This is a genomic window from Pseudoalteromonas sp. P1-9 (genome assembly GCF_001399975.1).
Lineage (GTDB): Bacteria > Pseudomonadota > Gammaproteobacteria > Enterobacterales > Alteromonadaceae > Pseudoalteromonas.
The window spans coordinates 27,277-43,960 of sequence record NZ_LKBD01000032.1 but is presented as its reverse complement, the minus strand read 5'-3'; the positions used below and the strand labels follow the sequence as shown (position 1 = coordinate 43,960).

Annotated in this window: 17 protein-coding genes; 16 read left to right on the top strand and 1 reads right to left on the bottom strand. The window is 41.8% G+C overall.

Annotated features, from left to right (window positions below; translation table 11 throughout):
• Position 1: 1 nt before the first annotated feature.
• Positions 2 to 2,593, bottom strand: coding sequence for an EAL domain-containing protein (locus AN214_RS16770; RefSeq protein WP_082428609.1), 2,592 nt, complete (start codon positions 2,591 to 2,593; stop codon positions 2 to 4).
• Between the two features lie 225 nt (positions 2,594 to 2,818).
• Here AN214_RS16770 and AN214_RS16765 point away from each other — a divergent pair, with 225 nt between their 5' ends.
• The 16 genes from AN214_RS16765 (at position 2,819) to AN214_RS16690 (ending at position 16,684) form a co-directional block, all read left to right on the top strand.
• On the top strand, positions 2,819 to 4,045 hold the full coding sequence (locus tag AN214_RS16765; protein WP_054980775.1) for an alpha/beta fold hydrolase: 1,227 nt from the start codon (positions 2,819 to 2,821) through the stop codon (positions 4,043 to 4,045).
• A gap of 154 nt (positions 4,046 to 4,199) precedes the next feature.
• Complete coding sequence (locus tag AN214_RS16760; protein WP_054980774.1) at positions 4,200 to 4,931, top strand: beta-ketoacyl synthase chain length factor; 732 nt, start codon at positions 4,200 to 4,202, stop codon at positions 4,929 to 4,931.
• Positions 4,925 to 5,698, top strand: coding sequence for a 1-acyl-sn-glycerol-3-phosphate acyltransferase (locus tag AN214_RS16755; protein ID WP_082428607.1), 774 nt, complete (start codon positions 4,925 to 4,927; stop codon positions 5,696 to 5,698). Before AN214_RS16760 ends, AN214_RS16755 begins: the two co-directional genes overlap by 7 nt.
• Complete coding sequence (locus AN214_RS16750; RefSeq protein WP_010559422.1) at positions 5,691 to 5,945, top strand: phosphopantetheine-binding protein; 255 nt, start codon at positions 5,691 to 5,693, stop codon at positions 5,943 to 5,945. Before AN214_RS16755 ends, AN214_RS16750 begins: the two co-directional genes overlap by 8 nt.
• 13 nt (positions 5,946 to 5,958) lie before the next feature.
• Positions 5,959 to 6,207 (top strand): acyl carrier protein, encoded by a 249-nt coding sequence (locus tag AN214_RS16745; RefSeq protein WP_054980773.1) that lies wholly within the window; start codon positions 5,959 to 5,961, stop codon positions 6,205 to 6,207.
• 5 nt (positions 6,208 to 6,212) lie between these two features.
• Entirely contained in the window at positions 6,213 to 6,812 is a 600-nt protein-coding gene (locus AN214_RS16740) for a hypothetical protein (RefSeq protein WP_054980772.1), read from the top strand.
• A gap of 6 nt (positions 6,813 to 6,818) precedes the next feature.
• On the top strand, positions 6,819 to 8,132 hold the full coding sequence (locus AN214_RS16735; RefSeq protein WP_054980771.1) for an AMP-binding protein: 1,314 nt from the start codon (positions 6,819 to 6,821) through the stop codon (positions 8,130 to 8,132).
• Positions 8,125 to 8,481, top strand: coding sequence for a thioester dehydrase (locus tag AN214_RS16730; protein WP_054980770.1), 357 nt, complete (start codon positions 8,125 to 8,127; stop codon positions 8,479 to 8,481). The genes AN214_RS16735 and AN214_RS16730 overlap by 8 nt, the downstream gene beginning before the upstream one ends.
• 4 nt (positions 8,482 to 8,485) lie before the next feature.
• Positions 8,486 to 9,220, top strand: a complete 735-nt coding sequence (locus AN214_RS16725; RefSeq protein ID WP_054980769.1) for a glycosyltransferase family 2 protein — start codon at positions 8,486 to 8,488, stop codon at positions 9,218 to 9,220.
• A 13-nt stretch (positions 9,221 to 9,233) separates the two neighbouring features.
• Positions 9,234 to 10,148, top strand: coding sequence for an acyltransferase (locus tag AN214_RS16720; protein ID WP_054980768.1), 915 nt, complete (start codon positions 9,234 to 9,236; stop codon positions 10,146 to 10,148).
• Positions 10,149 to 10,161: 13 nt separating this feature from the next.
• Positions 10,162 to 11,715 carry a histidine ammonia-lyase gene (gene hutH, locus AN214_RS16715; RefSeq protein WP_054980767.1) on the top strand — a complete coding sequence of 518 codons (1,554 nt, stop codon included), beginning with the start codon at positions 10,162 to 10,164 and terminating at the stop codon, positions 11,713 to 11,715.
• Positions 11,708 to 12,139, top strand: coding sequence for a thioesterase family protein (locus AN214_RS16710; RefSeq protein ID WP_054980766.1), 432 nt, complete (start codon positions 11,708 to 11,710; stop codon positions 12,137 to 12,139). Before hutH ends, AN214_RS16710 begins: the two co-directional genes overlap by 8 nt.
• Positions 12,132 to 12,671 (top strand): outer membrane lipoprotein carrier protein LolA, encoded by a 540-nt coding sequence (locus AN214_RS16705; RefSeq protein WP_054980765.1) that lies wholly within the window; start codon positions 12,132 to 12,134, stop codon positions 12,669 to 12,671. The genes AN214_RS16710 and AN214_RS16705 overlap by 8 nt, the downstream gene beginning before the upstream one ends.
• A gap of 1 nt (position 12,672) precedes the next feature.
• A complete protein-coding gene (locus AN214_RS16700; protein WP_161805695.1) occupies positions 12,673 to 14,916 on the top strand; it encodes an MMPL family transporter in 2,244 nt (747 codons plus the stop codon).
• Entirely contained in the window at positions 14,913 to 16,160 is a 1,248-nt protein-coding gene (locus AN214_RS16695; protein WP_054980763.1) for an NAD(P)/FAD-dependent oxidoreductase, read from the top strand. The genes AN214_RS16700 and AN214_RS16695 overlap by 4 nt, the downstream gene beginning before the upstream one ends.
• The gene (locus AN214_RS16690) at positions 16,142 to 16,684 is read left to right on the top strand and encodes a DUF3261 domain-containing protein (protein ID WP_054980762.1); all 543 of its coding nucleotides are present in this window, start codon (positions 16,142 to 16,144) and stop codon (positions 16,682 to 16,684) included. Before AN214_RS16695 ends, AN214_RS16690 begins: the two co-directional genes overlap by 19 nt.

Below are 16,684 nucleotides of genomic sequence, written 5' to 3'. Positions count from 1 at the left end.
GCTAATTGTTGTGCTCAGTGAGTAATTCTTTAATCGTTAACGCATCAACGGGCTTGGCAAACCAATAGCCTTGAATTAGCGAGCAATCCGATGCGGTTAACCAGTGCATCTGCGCATTGAGCTCAACGCCTTCGGCAATTACTTCAAGCTTTAAGCTCTTACTCATTGCAATAATGGCTTTGGTAAGGGCTTGGCTTTCGGCGTTATGTTCGATGTCTTTAATGAAGCTTCTATCAATTTTGAGCTTATGCACTGGGAATTTCTTTAAATAGCTGAGCGATGAATAGCCGGTGCCAAAATCATCAATGGCTATTTTTACGCCTAAATTAGCTAACATAGTGAGCTGGGCAATGGTTTTTTTATCGTTTTCAATGAGTAAGCTTTCGGTAATCTCTAATATCAGCTTGTTGCTTGGCAAGCCACTGATTTCAATTGCATTTTTAATAGTGGCAATAAAATCATCACGTTGGAATTGAATAGTAGAAATGTTAACGCTAATACCGGGCGCATTTTCATATTCATCTTGCCACTTTGCTGCGGTAATACAGGCATGTTCTAAAACAAACTCACCAATATTGGCGATTACACCAATTTCTTCAGCAAGTTCAATAAATTGGTCAGGTGAAACAAGGCCCTTGGTAGGGTGATGCCAGCGTACTAATGCTTCACACGCATAAATAACATTATGTTTAGCATCAAAAATGGGTTGGTAATCAATGAAAAACTGTTGGTTATCGATGGCGGTTCGCAGTTCGCTCTCAAGGGTGCGCCTTTTTTGCGCTTTTTCGTCCATTTCGGCAGTAAAAAACTGAAAATTATTTTTACCTTTTGCTTTCGCTTTATACATGGCGCTATCGGCTTTTCGCATCAGTGTTTCTACGTCTTGCCCGTCGTTTGGATAAGTTGTTATACCGATACTAGCAGAGACAAACCCTTGTGCGTTATCCAGTTGATACGGGGTGGCGATTGCCGCCTGAATTTTATGGGCGACTCGATCAACTTTAAACTGATTGTTATCGCTTGCGATAAGTACCGCAAATTCATCACCACCCAAGCGAGAAATAGTATCTGATTTACGTAAGGTTTCGCTCAGGCGCGTTGCTGTTTGCTGTAAAAGGGTATCGCCTTGTGAATGACCAAGGGTATCGTTAACGTGTTTAAAACCATCTAAGTCGATAAACAATAGCGCCAGAAATGAGTTCTCGCGCTGTGCTTTATTAAGAGCTTGCTCAAAACGATCTGAGAATAAGTTGCGGTTTGCAAGCCCAGTAAGTGAGTCAAAGTTAGCTTGCTGGTAAATTTTATTTTCTGCCTTTTTACGTTTTGTGATGTCGCTAAACAGTGCTACAAACGCATCAATCTCGCCGTTATTATCACGAAGGGCGGTGATTGAAAGCCATTCATAATAAAGTTCACCGTTTTTACGGCGATTGCAAATTTCGCCTTGCCATTGGTTATTTTCATCAAGTTGGTGCTGCATATTGGCGTAAAAAGGTTCTGTTTGCAGGTTTGAGCTCAGTATGTCAGGCGTTTTATTTAATACTTCGTCACTGCTGTAGCCAGTTATTTCAGTAAAGGCTTCATTGACTGCTTGAATTTTTGCGTTTTTGTCGCAAATCATTACGGCTTCATTGGCGGTACGAAATACTGTTGATGTAAGCCTAAGTTGTTTTTCATCCTGTTTTTGCTTTGAAATATCATTGAGAATAAGCACATAGCCATTTTTCTTTCGCTGGTTATTTATCAGCGGATAAAGATGCACATGGAGCCAATGGTGCTCGTGCCCTAAATTAATGCGGTCAACCCAAGGGGTATTGGTGCTAATTGCGTTATCAAATTCGTCGCTGTGCTGCGTTAAATTACGTAATTCATCAAATAAACTTTGTTTACTTGATGATAATTTTCTAAAAAGAGCACTTTCAGAATGTTTATTTTGATAATCAATATAGCCCTGTAAGTCGGTTGTGATAATTGCAGAGGGGCTTTGCTCCACTATTTGGCTGAGTTTGGTACTGTATTTTTGCGCTTTTCGGGTGATGCGTAGTAAAAAGGTTAAAAACAGTGCAAGCGCAATTAATACTACTAAACCCGCAATGTAAATGGCATGTATTTTATTGTTTTTGGTTTTAATAATCGCAACTTGGCTATCAACCATTTGTTCTAGGTTTTTTTGATATTGCCAAATTTCGCTTTGATATTGCCGTTGTGTGGAAATATCTTTAATGACCGAATAGAGCAGTGTTGCACCATGAAACTCGATGGGAATGGAATAAACTTCAACGGTTTTAATATCACCCGCTGCTGTTTGATGGCGAAAGATAAAATAGTTGCGCTTTTGTCGATGGGCGTTTTCACGCTCTTCTGCGACTTGCTCTGCGGTAAATAAGTTAATTTCTTGAATGGTTTTACTTTGCAGTGCTTGCGAGCTGTAGCCATAAAAATCCGCCGCGGCTTGATTGGCTTTTACAATTTTTCCTGATTTTGGCTCAATCAGTAGCATCACAGCGGTGTGATCATCAAATATTTGCTCAAATTCGGTATTGGCAAATACAAAAAGCGGGAAAAATAACAAAAAAGCAAATACTACGGGCATAATCAGTTAAATTTGGCTAACGACGGTACATTATTCAACTATAGTCGTAATTATTGCAATAAGTTGATGTAATTAATCGTTAACTAAAGAGTGTGTGATCACGTTTATTGCAAGTTTATAGCGCTACTCAAGGTGTAACAGCACATTTATCAAGCTGATGTTGCGCCTTTGCTGATTGTGATAAAAAACAGGTAAGTTGCGCGTGACTAGCGCGAAGGGAATTCGATGAGACATATTTTACTACTTTGCTGTGTTTTGAGCTTAATTGGCTGTCAGCATTTTCGCCAAGCTAAACAACAATCTCAATTACTCGACAGTGTTGCTGAAATAAATGGCCGAGTTGATTATCAATCTAATTCAGATGGTGGCGAACTCGTAGTTGCTATATTAAGCCGTAACGACAACACCTTCGCGATAGAAAATCAGAAACTACTTGATAGCAACGGGCAGTTTAAATTCTACCTAAAACCAGGCACTTATTACGTTGCTGTATATCAAGACAGCAACCACAACTTGACCTACGACGACAATGAAACAGGCGTTGCTTATGTTGACTCGGTTGGCATGTTACAAGCAATTACGCTTAACGATAAAGCCAAATACAAAGCCAAACCAATTCACTTCGCAAAGCCTGTAAAAAAAGGGTATGCGGTTCAATACAGTGATAATTACAATATTAATAATATCGGCAAGTTAGCGAATTTAGAGAACGCTATGTTTGATGCCCATAATGTTGATATGGGGTTTTGGCGACCGCTTGATTTTCTTGCACAAGTGGAGTCTGGTTTATTTATGTTGTCTCCGTATAACGCTAAAAAAGAACCGCTTATTCTAGTGCACGGCATGATGGGCAACCCGCGCGAATTTTCCGCTTTAGTTACGGCGCTTGAAGATTCTGACTATCAAGTGTGGGTATTGTACTACCCAAGTGGCGTAGGGTTGCATTTGGTTAAAGACTATCTGTTAGAAAGCATTGAGGTTATGCAAAAACGCTACGGTTTTGATGCGGTTTCGGTGCTAGCGCACAGTATGGGTGGGCTGATTACCCGAGGTTACGCACTAAGTCATCAAGGTCATGCACGTAACTATAAAATTAATCATTTCATTACGGTAAACAGTCCTTTACTGGGTATGCAAAGTGCTCGAAAAGGGGTTGAAAGTTCGCCCCTTGTAATTAACTCATGGCGTGATGTTGCAACTAACAGTGACTATGTTAATCAGCTGCATACTCAGACACTGCAGCCAGAAATTAATTACGCTTTGGTATTTTCCTATCAAGACGGTGCAAGTGATGATGGCGTTGTGGCATTATCTAGTCAAATTCCGCCTAATATTCAGCGTGAAGCAAATAAAATGATGGGCTTTAATGCATCGCATGCAGGGGTGTTGAAAGAGCCAAAGTTTATTAATTTTATTATGAGCACGTTGTCAAATTCAGCATCTGCTAACTGAAACATGTTATTAACATGTCGTTAAATACAGTTATTTGAGTTAAAAATAGTCTAAAGTACGCATAAATTTAACATTCTTGCGTTTTAGCATTGCTTCTTTTGCGCAGTTTTTTTATAGTTTCGCCTCATTTTCAAACAACATGGACGCACATCACATGAAAATGGTGCTCTCACATTTTAATTATTGGTGTAAAGCTAAGGACGAAGCACAGCTCGCCAACGCAAAAATTGAAATGTTTGATCCAATGAGCAAAAGCCCACAATTGGATTGGGTGCCAGCAATGCAGCGCCGACGACTAAGCCACTATGCAAAAATGGCGTTGTTTGTTGCAGCAAATAGCGCCGAGAAAAGTGGTGCAGAATCGATGCCCGTTGTATTTGCATCGCAACATGGCGACTTTCACCGTACATCAAGTATTTTAAAAGATTTAGCTCACCAAGAAGTGATCAGCCCAACATCGTTTGGCCTATCTGTTCATAATGCAGTTATTGGGCTTTATTCGATTTTGACGAATAATCAACAGCCAATGAACAGTATCGCGGCTGGCGAGAACACCCTGCTGATGGCATTAATTGAAGCAAGCATTCAGTTAAATAACCCGAATATATCCGAAGTACTCGTTGTGTATTGCGATCAACCACTACCTGACGATTATGCACGATTTGACGATGTGAATAGTTGTGATTTGGCGTGTGCATTTGTCGTATCTAAAGACAATGAACAGGGTATTACGCTGTCGTTAACTCCTAGCGATACGCCTAACAATACACCGTTACAGGCAAAACAGTTTGTGGAATTTTTAGCGACAAACAAAACCAACGACGCGCTTGTACTCGGCAGTCAAAGTGCGTGGCACTTGCATATTGATGAGGTAACGCCTTGTTAACCAAGCTAGGACGCTGCTGGCGCATTGTCGCAACCGGTTTTTGTTTTGCGGTGTTTGGTTTAGGTGGATTGTTAGTTCCGCTAATTGTATTGCCTATTCAGTACCTTATTTATCGTGATGAAGAAAAGCGCCGCAAGGCAGCGCGCTATACAGTGCATTTGCTGTTTAAGTTTTTTGTTGGCTTGATGGGCGCATTAGGAATCTTTAAATTCACTATTGCTGATCGAACTAAATTTGCCAATTTAACAGGCAAGTTAGTACTTGCTAATCACCCGACCTTGATTGATGTTGTGGTACTTATTTCGCTTATTCCCAATGCAGATTGTGTTGTTAAAGCACATTTATTTAGTAACCCATTTATGCGAGGTGTGATAAAATCCACCGGTTATATAAGCAATGAAAGCCCTGAGGGCTTACTAACGGATTGTGCAGCATCACTTGCTGCGGGAAATAACTTGATCGTGTTTCCCGAGGGCACTCGTACGACACCTGGTCAAGCGTTAAAATTTAAACGAGGTGCGGCAAATATCGCACTGCGCTGTCGTGCTGATATCGTTTCTGTGTTAATTCATGTTGCACCGTCAACGTTAACTAAGTCAGAAATGTGGTACGAAGTGGCACCTACGCAGGTTAAATTTGATCTCGCAATGACGAAACAACAATTGCAATTACCCAGTTTTGAAGCGTCGAAATTGACGCAGCATGCGCGTAGTTTTACGCGCGATATGCAGGCATTTTTTCAAGGAGAATTAGACAGCTATGAGTGATTTAAAAATTAAAATCAAGAAGCTCATTATTGAATCATTAGATTTAGAAGATATTACCGTTGATGACATTAACGACAGCGAACCACTTTTTATTGATGGTTTGGGTCTTGATAGCATTGATGCGCTAGAGCTTGGCTTAGCGATTAAAAAAGAGTTTGATATTAAAATTGACGCAAACTCAGAAGAAACAAAGCAGCATTTTGCATCGGTTGATGCGTTAGCAGCGTTTATTGAACAAAACGCATAACAGCGGGTAGGGTATGAAAACACAACAAGAAATCTTCGCAGTATTAACTGATATCTTGGTGGAAGAATTTGAAATAGATCAAGGCGATATTTCGCTTGAGGCACACCTTTATCAAGATTTAGATCTCGACAGTATTGATGCCGTTGATCTGGTGGTGAAATTGCGTGAAATCACAGGGCAAAAGATTGATCCTGAAGCGTTTAAGCAAGTACGCACTGTAGAAGATGTGGTAAACGAAGTAAGCAAGTTGGTTTCAGCGTAAAACACATGATAAAAGCAATACTGAATACAGTATTCATTGTATTATTACTGGCCTACCCAGTGCTTATTTATTTTGGCCTGCAGTATGCGAGTATTTCCAGTATTGCACCTGTTTTACTTATCGCCATTGTTGGTCGCTATGTATTTACACGGGCGGCCAGTAGCACCATGCCATGGCTTCTACCGGCAACGGTATTAGGCAGCGTATGTGTCGCATTGGCGTGGTTACTTGATAACAGCAAGGTACCCTTGTTTTACCCTGTGCTTATTTCAGGCACTATGCTTGTCACGTTTGCGTATTCATTGTTCAAAGGGCCTACGGTGATAGAAACCTTTGCGCTACTCGATGAAAAACGTAAAAGCAAAGACAAGCAAAATGTAACATTACCAGAACATGTTGTTGCCTATACGCGAAATGTCACCAAAGTGTGGTGCGTATTCTTTAGCATTAATATTGCACTTGCATGTTACACCATATACCTTGGAGATATTGCGCTTTGGACGCTATACAACGGATTGATTGCGTACATTTTAATGGGCGTACTAATGGCAGGTGAGTTACTTGTTCGTCATGTTGTAAAGCAGCGTCACGAGTTTGATCATTAAATTAGTATGCATACAACCAGCCCTTCGATTTTAGATAGAGATATCTGTGCTAATGTGGTAACGGCACTTGCCAATCAATTACGCGTGTTTAAACAGCAAACCGGTGCGCAGTCTTTGGTGTTATACCATGCTGCAAGTGATGTGTTTTTGGTACGTTTGCTCGCGGCCGCACATGCAGGTTTTGATGTTATATTTCCAGCCAACGGGCAGCCAGAGAATATCCAGATCGCCAGTGAAGATGCCGACTATGTGTTGGTAGATGAATTTAGTGGCGACAAACACCTTTCGCTTGATTCCCTTACCTTTGCTGAATCGTTACAGCAACCTGCCAATGCGTTAAGTTTGCCAGAATCTGGAAAACTTACATTTTATACATCTGGTTCAACAGGTTACGGTAAGCCTGTGGTAAAGTCTTGGCAGCATATTAATGCTGAGCTTACAAATTTGTGCAATACCTTTGCGTTTACTCGTGATTGCCAAATTGTTGCAACTGTATCTCATCAGCATATTTACGGTCTGCTATTTAAGTTATTCTGGCCGTTACGTGCGAATTACTCAGTAAACCTCACATTTGTTGAATTTCCTGAGCAATTACGCGCGTTAGTCGCAACACAGCCTTCGGTTATCATTACCAGTCCCGCATTCATTGACCGCCTTATTCGTGACAATGTATGTGTTTCAGTTAAACACAATATTGTGGGAGTATTTTCATCAGGCGGACCGCTTAGCGACAGCAGTGCAGTGACCTTGTTTCAACAATTGGGCGTTGCTGCGACGCAAATATATGGCAGCACTGAAACGGGCGGCATTGCGTATCGCCAAGTCTCTGAGTTTAAAACTGAACCATGGCAGTGCTTTGACGGTATAACGGTATTAAAGCATCAGCAGCAGCTTGCAGTTAAATCACCTTATTTTGATGATGCAATGTTTGTCACGCAAGATTGTGGTGAGATTTTAGAAAACGGGCGCTTTAGTTTGTCAGGTCGCTTGGATCGCACCATTAAACTTGAAGAAAAACGCGTTAATTTAGATGCACTTGAGCGTGTATTAAGCGACGATAGTGCGATTATCGAGTGTAAAGTTGTTTTGTTAACGCACGGATTTCGCCAGCAACTGGGATTAGTTGCACAATTGTCGGCCGCTGGGCTTGGCGAACTGAATAAAAACGGTAAACTAGCGCTCAATAAGCGCTTAAAGCAAGTGCTTGCTGGGCAGTTTGAAGCAGTGTGCATGCCACGTAAATTTCGTTACGTGGATGAGTTGCCAGTTAACAGCCAAGGTAAGTACGTATTTGCAGAATTGGAGAAGTTATTTGACTAAGTTACAAGAATCATTACCAGAAGTACGCGCCGTTGAAGAGCATGACGATACGGTAAAACTCACCCTTTGGGTTGACGGTAGTTTAGATTATTTTAACGGTCACTTTCCACAAGCACCGATTTTAGCCGGTGTTGTACAGTTAGATTGGGCAGTAAAATACGCACAGCAATACTTTTCGTTAAGTTCTGCGCTGGTTGATTCTGTTGAAGTATTGAAGTTTCAAGTGGTGATTGTTGCAAATTCAGAGGTTGAGCTTACTCTCACCAAGAAAAACGACAGCAAATTTACCTTTAGTTTTCACTCAGAACATGGTCAGCATTCATCTGGCCGCGTAGTGGTGCACAGCTAACATTATGCACGCGTGTATTGTTATTCCAAATTATAATCATGTTGCTGTGATTGAATCGGTTCTAACGGAGCTAAGTGCCCTCGATTTACCGATTATTATGGTCAATGACGGTTCAACAGCGGATGCGAGCGCTGTCATGCGTCAATGTGAATCTCAGTTTCCGTTATTAACGTTGATTGAACACAGTGAAAATCAGGGCAAAGGTGGCGCAGTACAAACGGGTTTGCTGACAGCCGATAAATTGGGTTATAGCCACGCAATACAAGTTGATGCAGATGGTCAACACGACCTAACAGATATTCAAACCTTAATCTACCTTGGCAAAAAGTATCCCGACAGCGTCATAAGCGGCCAGCCTATTTACGATGAATCTGTGCCGAAAGTGCGTTTATACAGTCGTTACATTACTCATTTTTGGGTGTGGATTGAAACCTTATCGTTCAGTATAAAAGATTCAATGTGTGGCTTTCGCTGTTATCCAGTGAAAGCAACGGCTGCACTGCTGCGTGATAAGCAGCTTGGCAAGCGCATGGATTTTGATATTGAAATCATGGTGCGCCTATTCTGGCGTGGTACGCCAAGTCGGTTTATGCCAACGAAAGTTATCTACCCAGAAGGCGGTAGCTCACACTTTCGCGCATTTGAAGATAACGTACTTATTAGCTGGATGCACACACGCTTGTTTTTCGGCATGTTACCACGCGTTCCATTACTGCTTTGGAGAAAACTGCGTGGCTAAACATTGGTCGACAATGCAAGAGCGCGGTACCTTGCTTGGCATGCGTTTTTTACTGGGCTTTTATCGCTTGGTTGGGCGTCGTGTATTGTGGTTAATGTTGTTTCCTGTGGTGTTTTATTTTTACTGCACAGGCAAAACGCAACGTACGGCAAGCATTGCGTTTTTAAACCAAGTGGCACAGCATAACAATCAACCGGCAAATGCAGGTTTTTGGCAGGGGTTAAAACACTTTTGCAAATTTGCCGACTCGGCGTTTGATAAAATAGACGCTTGGCTTGGCAAAATCCCACTTGATGCCATTCAATATCAAAACCATGAAGAATTTGCTGAATTGCAAAAAAGTAAGCAAGGGGCCATTTTTATCGGCTCTCACTTGGGTAATTTGGAAGTATGTCGGGCGCTCAGTCAAGGTCGTTACGCAGTAACCATAAACGTTTTGGTATTTACCCATCACGCAGTTGAATTTAATAAGGTGCTGCAACAAATCAATGCCGATGCCAAAGTAAACCTCATCCAAGTTACGGATATGAGCCCAACCTTGGCGATTTTACTGAAACAAAAAATTGATGATGGCGAAGTAATAGTGATTGTTGGTGACCGCACTAGCTCAAGTGTCGCAGGCAGGGTAAACTATTGTAATTTCATGGGTAAACCAGCACCGTTTTCGCAAGGGCCATTTATTCTTGCGAGTTTACTCGAATGCCCAGTGTATTATTTATTTTGTTTAAAAGCGCATAATCGCTATTTAGTTATTTTTGAAAAAGTTGCGGATAAGTTAAAATTTAGCCGTAAAACACGACAGCAGGATCTACAAACAACAATTCAGCATTTTTCAGAACGTCTGAGTTTTTTTGCGAGTCAGTATCCTTACCAATGGTTTAATTTTTATGATTTTTGGACTGACGACAGTAAAGTCAGCCGGGATTAGTTCGGAGTAAGAAGTGATTAATCAACAGCAAACAGGGCCACTGACATTCGGCCAAGGACCGCTTTCAATTGAAGATATTGTCGCGATAGCAAAAGGACACACACAGGCTAAGCTGTCGAATGATACCGGATTTACTCAACGCATTGACGCAGGCGTTGCCTTTTTAGATAAATTACTCGCAGAAGACGGCGTAATTTACGGTGTAACAACCGGGTATGGCGATTCAGTAACGCGCGCAGTACCACTATCGCTAGTAAATGAATTACCACTGCACCTAACGCGTTTTCACGGTTGTGGTTTAGGCGATGTGTTTTCAAAAGAGCAGGGCCGCGCAATACTCGCGACCCGATTAAATTCATTAGCACAAGGTTACTCGGGTGTTAGCTGGGATATGCTGACGCTGTTAAAAGAATACCTAAACCACGATGTTGTGCCTGTTATTCCACAAGAAGGCTCAGTGGGCGCAAGTGGTGATTTAACCCCACTTTCATACGTTGCCGGTGCCTTAGTTGGCGAGCGCGATGTGTATTTTAATGGTGAAGTGGCAAATAGTGGCGATGTGATGAAAGCCCTCAATCTAACGCCGCTTACGTTAAGACCTAAAGAAGGCTTAGCGATTATGAATGGTACTGCGGTGATGACGGCACTTGCATGCCTTGCTTATGACCGCGCCGAATACCTTGTCAAACTTGCGACTCGCCTTACGTCACTTGCGAGTTTAGGTTTAATGGGAAATTCACACCATTTCGATGATATTTTATTCTCGGTAAAACCTCATGCAGGGCAACAACAAGTGGCTGCTTGGATCCGTGACGACCTAAATTATCACACTCATCCGCGCAATGCCGACCGTTTACAAGACCGTTATTCTATTCGCTGTGCGCCGCACATTATTGGCGTTCTAGCAGATACCTTACCTTGGTTACGTCAGTTAATTGAAAACGAGCTAAACTCGGCAAACGATAACCCAATTATTGATGGTATTGGTGAACACGTGTTGCACGGTGGTCATTTTTACGGTGGACATATTGCAATGGCAATGGATACGCTGAAAACGGCGGTTGCTAACTTAGCTGATTTGGCCGACCGTCAAATTGCGTCATTAGTTGATAGTAAGTTTAACAATGGCTTGCCAAGTAACTTATCAAATGGCGATCCAGAGCGTCAGTACATTAACCATGGTTTTAAAGCGGTGCAAATTGGCGCATCTGCATATACTGCAGAGGCGTTAAAACTTACGATGCCAGCAAGTGTATTTTCTCGTTCTACTGAATGTCATAACCAAGACAAAGTAAGCATGGGCACCATCGCAGCGCGTGATGCACTGCGAGTCATTCAGTTAACTGAGCAAGTATTAGCAAGTACCTTGTTAGCGTCAATTCAAGCATTGCGCATTCGTAAAGAGCGCGGCGAAGTTGATGCCGACAGTCTTGCCAATGGATTAACCGAAATGTACCAAGACATTACTGGTTATTTCCCGAACCTTGATGAAGACCGCCCGCTTGAGCGTACTTTGCGTGATACAGTTTATGCAATTCAACAGCAGAAATGGAAGTTATATGAATAGTCGAGATGCGCTATTAACTACGCAGGTTGAAATTGATGTACCGTTTCACGATTGCGACCCAATGCAAGTGGTGTGGCACGGTAACTATGCCCGTTACTTTGAGGTAGCGCGTTGTGAACTGTTGCGCTTGTTTGATTACGATTATGATGAAATGGCAGCCTCTGGCTTTATGTGGCCGATCATCGATATGCGTTGTAAATACATTAAACCTGCGCGTTTTCGCCAAGTGATTGTGGTAACGGCGTATTTAAAAGAATACGAAAACCGCATCAAAATTGATTATGTGATCAGCTGTAAAGAAACAGGCGAAAAGCTGACAAAAGGTTATTCGGTTCAGGTTGCGGTGAGCATTAGTGATGGTGAAATGCAGTATGTGAGCCCGCCAGCACTGATTGAAAAACTATCAAAGGTGTTAGATGCGTAGCGCATTGTTAGTTTGTATTGCGGTTGCGGCATTTTTTGCAAACGCAAATACCACGCTTGTTGATGCGTTTAGTGAGCTAAAGCTTGTTAATCAGATCAAGGTTAGTGGACAATTTGAGCAACACAAAAAAATTAAAGTGTTAAAAAACAGTATTGTTTCCGCTGGTAGCTTTAGTGCCGATCAAAGCGGCTTTGTGTGGCAGCAAAAAACACCGATTGCTTCAACAATCCGCATGAATGAACAAGGCATTTACAGCATAGATCATCGCGGAAATGAAAGCCAAATGACGAATGCTGATCTTTATATTCCGCTGCTACAAGCCTTGTTATTGCAAGATCCAGTTAAGTTATCTGACTATTTACAGCTTCAATCGGTGGCAGATAATTGCATAAACTTGTCGGCAAATGAGCCGCTTGACCAAGTGTTTAGTGCGGTAAAACTGTGTGGAACAGGCACCATCTCGCGAATTGTGCTCAGCGAGCAAGCGGGGCATACCACTGAGATCAATTTAACCTATGCCGCGGCTAATTAAGTTGAATTCTCAAAGAATTTCCATCGCGCTTGCCTTTGTTGTGATTGCTGCGTTGTTTTGTGCAATTATCGCAAAACAATTTACAAGTGGCGACACACAATTTAGCAGTGATATTTTAGCGGTGGTGCCACAATCTGATGTACGTGCGTCTCCTTCGATTACTCACGCGAAGGCAATTATACAGCAGCGCTCATCCGGGCAGCTGGTGTTTAGTAGTGGCAACAAACACGCGTTACTCGCGTTTAAGCAAAGACTAGAGCAAAATGCTGCGCTGACGTACATCCCGCCACCTGATATTAAGCTCGACGAAGTGGTGGCGTTTTACTCCCGTTATCCAGGCAGTTTAATGTCGAGTAGTTATCCTAGCCAACTGTCAGAGCCCAGTGAATTACTCAATTACACTTTGGCAGAATTAACCAAGCCAGACAGTACCTTAAGTGCAAGCTCGCTATCGAGTGACCCAACATTAGCGCTGGCAAGTTTTCTAAATGGTGTGTCGCATATGGGCAGTATGGGGCAGCAAGATGGCTTGTTTAAAGTTCAGTTGTCACGGGCGCAACAACAGGTTTTTGCCGCGGATGACCCGCACAAAACCTTTTATCTTGCGCGTTTTATGCTAACTGAAAACGGCGCAGACTTTTCGCAAAATATTGCATTAACGCAACAAATTACCGATTTAATTAGCCAGTTTGAGGCTGAATATAACAGCCAGATTTATTTCTCAGGCTTTGCCTTTCATGGCAGTGAAAATGCGCAACAAGCAGAATATGAAATTTCGACATTTGGCATCATTAGCTTGGTTGCAGTGGTGTTGCTTGTACTCGTATTTTTTAGAAATTTAATTGTTATTGGGCTGATGCTGGTGACAATTTTAAACGCCTGCATTTGGGGTATGGCCGCGCTGGTATTAGTATTCGATAACATTGAATTGATTGGCTTAGTGTTTTCAGTGACCTTAATTGGCGTCGCCATTGACTACTTATTCCATGTGCTGTGCGCGGAAAAAAACACTATTACAACGAGCTTGGTTCTTGGCTTTGTAACAACTGCCGCAGGATATGCACTTTATAGCTTTTCACCAATGGCCTTATTACAACAAGTCGCAGTGTTTATGATTTTTGGTCTGCTTGGTGCGCTTGTGTTTTCTCTTTTTTGTCAGTATGCACTTGATCTTAAACTTAAAAAGCCGCGTATTGCTTGGGCGAATGTGTTAATGCTATTAAACCGTGAAAAAGCGAAGTTATTGGCAGTATTAGTTGTATTGTTCTCCCTTAGCTTTTTAGTGAAACCGATTGTGCATCAAGATGACGTGGCTGTTTTGAGTAATACAAGTGAGACACTTAAACATAATGAAATGTTTAATCTCGCTTTACTTGGCCAAAGTAATAAGCACCACTTTTTACTGACTGCTGACTCCATGCAGTCGGCGCTTGAAAAACAAGAGACGGTAGTTAAATGGTTGGAAAAAAACGCCAATCAGGTTGAAGTAAACAGTTTGGCAAATTACTTGCCGTCACTAAATGCGCAGCAAACTACCTACACCTTACTACAAAATAAAGTAGTGGCAGGTCACTATACTGAGGTGAGTAATTCGCTTGGTATTAATGTGGGGGTTGAGCAATATTCGCCATTAACGGTGAGCGAATTTAAACAGTCGCCACTTAAGCAGCTGTTACCGCTTCATTTAGTGTTTGAAGATGCGCACAATGCGGTGCTTTGGTTTAATGTTGACACATTAACGAGTGATACCCTGAATGAATTATTAAACGAACATGGAGATTTCTTGCATTTACTTGATAAACGTCAAGAAATTTCAGATGCATTAGGTCATTATCGCTCTACAGTAATGGGACTTATGGCATTAAGTGCGGTGGTTGCAATGCTCGTTATGGCACTACGTTTTGACTTGGTTACGGCGTTATTGTCAGGGCTAATCATTGGTTTAGTGACGCTGTATGCATTGTTACTCTCGAGTTGGATACAAGGTGCGGTGAATTTATTTAATTACCTCGCAACAATTTTAATTTTAGCGCTGGCAATTGATTATCTAATTTTTTATCGTAGTAAAGGCTTGTGTCAAAGTAACTTGCAGGCAATAAGTTTATCATTATGTTCATCATGTTTGGTGTTTGGCATATTAATATTGAGTAAAACACCGGCTGTTTTTAGTTTTGGTTTAACCTTAGTTATCGGGTTAGTGAGCCTTTACCTATTGGCTCCGTGTATTGTCAAGGAAAGGAAATGAAGGTAGAAAAAGTTGATGTAGTTGTAATTGGTGCAGGTCCTTCAGGCGCAGTTGCAAGTAGTTTATTAAATAAACAAGGAAAAAAGGTTGTCGTGCTTGAGCGTGAAACATTCCCACGCTTTTCAATTGGCGAGAGCTTATTACCTCAGTGCATGACCTATTTAGCTGAAGCTGGCTTAGTTGATAGTTTAAATTCACAAGCGGATGCACTTGGCTTTCAGTTTAAAAATGGTGCCGCATTTGAAAAATCAGGCGAACACACCTTTTTCGACTTTACCGATAAATTTACCGAAGGACCAGGTACTACGTTTCAAGTAAAACGTGCAGACTTTGATAAATTACTTGCCGATGGTGCAGCGCAGCAAGGGGTTACAATTCGTTATCGTCATACTGTAATTGAAGTGACTGAACACGCTGATTTTATGCGTTTAATAGTGATCGACGAAAGTGGTGAAACCTATACGGTTGAGGCAAAATTTGTATTAGATGCGAGCGGCTTTGGTCGAGTGTTACCGCGTTTACTCGATTTAGAAAAACCGTCAAAATTCCCTGTGCGCAGTTCGTATTTCACGCATGTTGAAGACAATATTGATGATGCTAACTTTGATCGCAATAAAATTCTGATAACGGTTCACCCAGAGCATCCAGATGTTTGGTATTGGTTAATTCCATTTTCAGATGGTACCGCAAGTATTGGTGTAGTAATTGAGCCTGAAAAAGTTGTGGCAGCTGAGCGCGAACACCAAGAGATTTTGTTTGATTATATCAATCAAGTACCCAACTTATCTCAACTACTAAAAAATGCCAAAGCGATTGCACCTGCACGCCAAATTAAAGGCTATTCAGCGGACGTAACACGTTTACATGGCGAGCGTTTTGCGCTGTTAGGCAATGCTGGTGAGTTCCTAGATCCTGTATTTTCAAGTGGTGTAACCATTGCACTTCGCTCTGCGTGTTTAATTGCACCTGTAGTAAATGATTTGCTCGATGGCAAAGAAGTAGATCTTGCTACACAATATGCAGAGCCGCTTAAGCAAGGTGTTGATTGCTTTAAAACCTTTGTTACCGCGTGGTATGACGGTCGTTTCCAAGACGTTATCTTCCATAAAGAGCAAGATCCGCAAATCAGACAAATGGTATGCTCAATTCTTGCTGGTTACGCGTGGGATACAAGTAATCCATACGTTGCACATAGCGAGCGTCGTTTAGATGTATTAGCGAAGTTATGCAAAGAGTATCAGTAACCTTACTAATACTGTGTTTATTGGTAGTAGGTTGTTCAAGTGCACACCGTATTGATACGGTGTCGCTTGATCACGAAATTCACTATAAATTACAAGCAGTACCTGAAAGTTGGCCAAAAATGTCTGCACTGCAATTGATCACAGTAACACGGGGTGATGAGCAAAATACCTTGTTGTTACAAAGCGAACGTTCCGAGCAGCAACTCAATTTAGTCGCGCTAACAGCGCAAGGAATAAGTTTATTCTCATTATCGCTGTTCAAAGACGGTAATTATCACGTTGAAAACCATCTACCCGGTATTAATTTGTACCCAAGCCATATGCTAGCCGATATGCAATTGGCAACATGGCCGCTTACAAATGTAAAAAAAGGGCTACTTGGAGCATCCATTACACAGCAGCAAGACGCACGCATTATTAGCGACCTAAATGGCGAGGTAATGCGCATTCGCTACACAGACACCACTACGACAATTACCCACATGCGTCGTCACTACACAATCACTATCGAAGAGATAAACTAA

What these genes read in the sequence shown, in the direction of transcription:
- AN214_RS16770 (WP_082428609.1), bottom strand. Translation starts at nt 2,593, where the DNA reads ATGCCCGTAGTATTTGCTTTTTTGTTATTTTTCCCGCTTTTTGTATTT.
- AN214_RS16765 (WP_054980775.1), top strand. Translation starts at nt 2,819, where the DNA reads ATGAGACATATTTTACTACTTTGCTGTGTTTTGAGCTTAATTGGCTGT.
- AN214_RS16760 (WP_054980774.1), top strand. Translation starts at nt 4,200, where the DNA reads ATGAAAATGGTGCTCTCACATTTTAATTATTGGTGTAAAGCTAAGGAC.
- AN214_RS16750 (WP_010559422.1), top strand. Translation starts at nt 5,691, where the DNA reads ATGAGTGATTTAAAAATTAAAATCAAGAAGCTCATTATTGAATCATTA.
- AN214_RS16745 (WP_054980773.1), top strand. Translation starts at nt 5,959, where the DNA reads ATGAAAACACAACAAGAAATCTTCGCAGTATTAACTGATATCTTGGTG.
- AN214_RS16740 (WP_054980772.1), top strand. Translation starts at nt 6,213, where the DNA reads ATGATAAAAGCAATACTGAATACAGTATTCATTGTATTATTACTGGCC.
- AN214_RS16735 (WP_054980771.1), top strand. Translation starts at nt 6,819, where the DNA reads ATGCATACAACCAGCCCTTCGATTTTAGATAGAGATATCTGTGCTAAT.
- AN214_RS16725 (WP_054980769.1), top strand. Translation starts at nt 8,486, where the DNA reads ATGCACGCGTGTATTGTTATTCCAAATTATAATCATGTTGCTGTGATT.
- AN214_RS16720 (WP_054980768.1), top strand. Translation starts at nt 9,234, where the DNA reads ATGCAAGAGCGCGGTACCTTGCTTGGCATGCGTTTTTTACTGGGCTTT.
- AN214_RS16710 (WP_054980766.1), top strand. Translation starts at nt 11,708, where the DNA reads ATGAATAGTCGAGATGCGCTATTAACTACGCAGGTTGAAATTGATGTA.
- AN214_RS16705 (WP_054980765.1), top strand. Translation starts at nt 12,132, where the DNA reads ATGCGTAGCGCATTGTTAGTTTGTATTGCGGTTGCGGCATTTTTTGCA.
- AN214_RS16695 (WP_054980763.1), top strand. Translation starts at nt 14,913, where the DNA reads ATGAAGGTAGAAAAAGTTGATGTAGTTGTAATTGGTGCAGGTCCTTCA.
- AN214_RS16690 (WP_054980762.1), top strand. Translation starts at nt 16,142, where the DNA reads ATGCAAAGAGTATCAGTAACCTTACTAATACTGTGTTTATTGGTAGTA.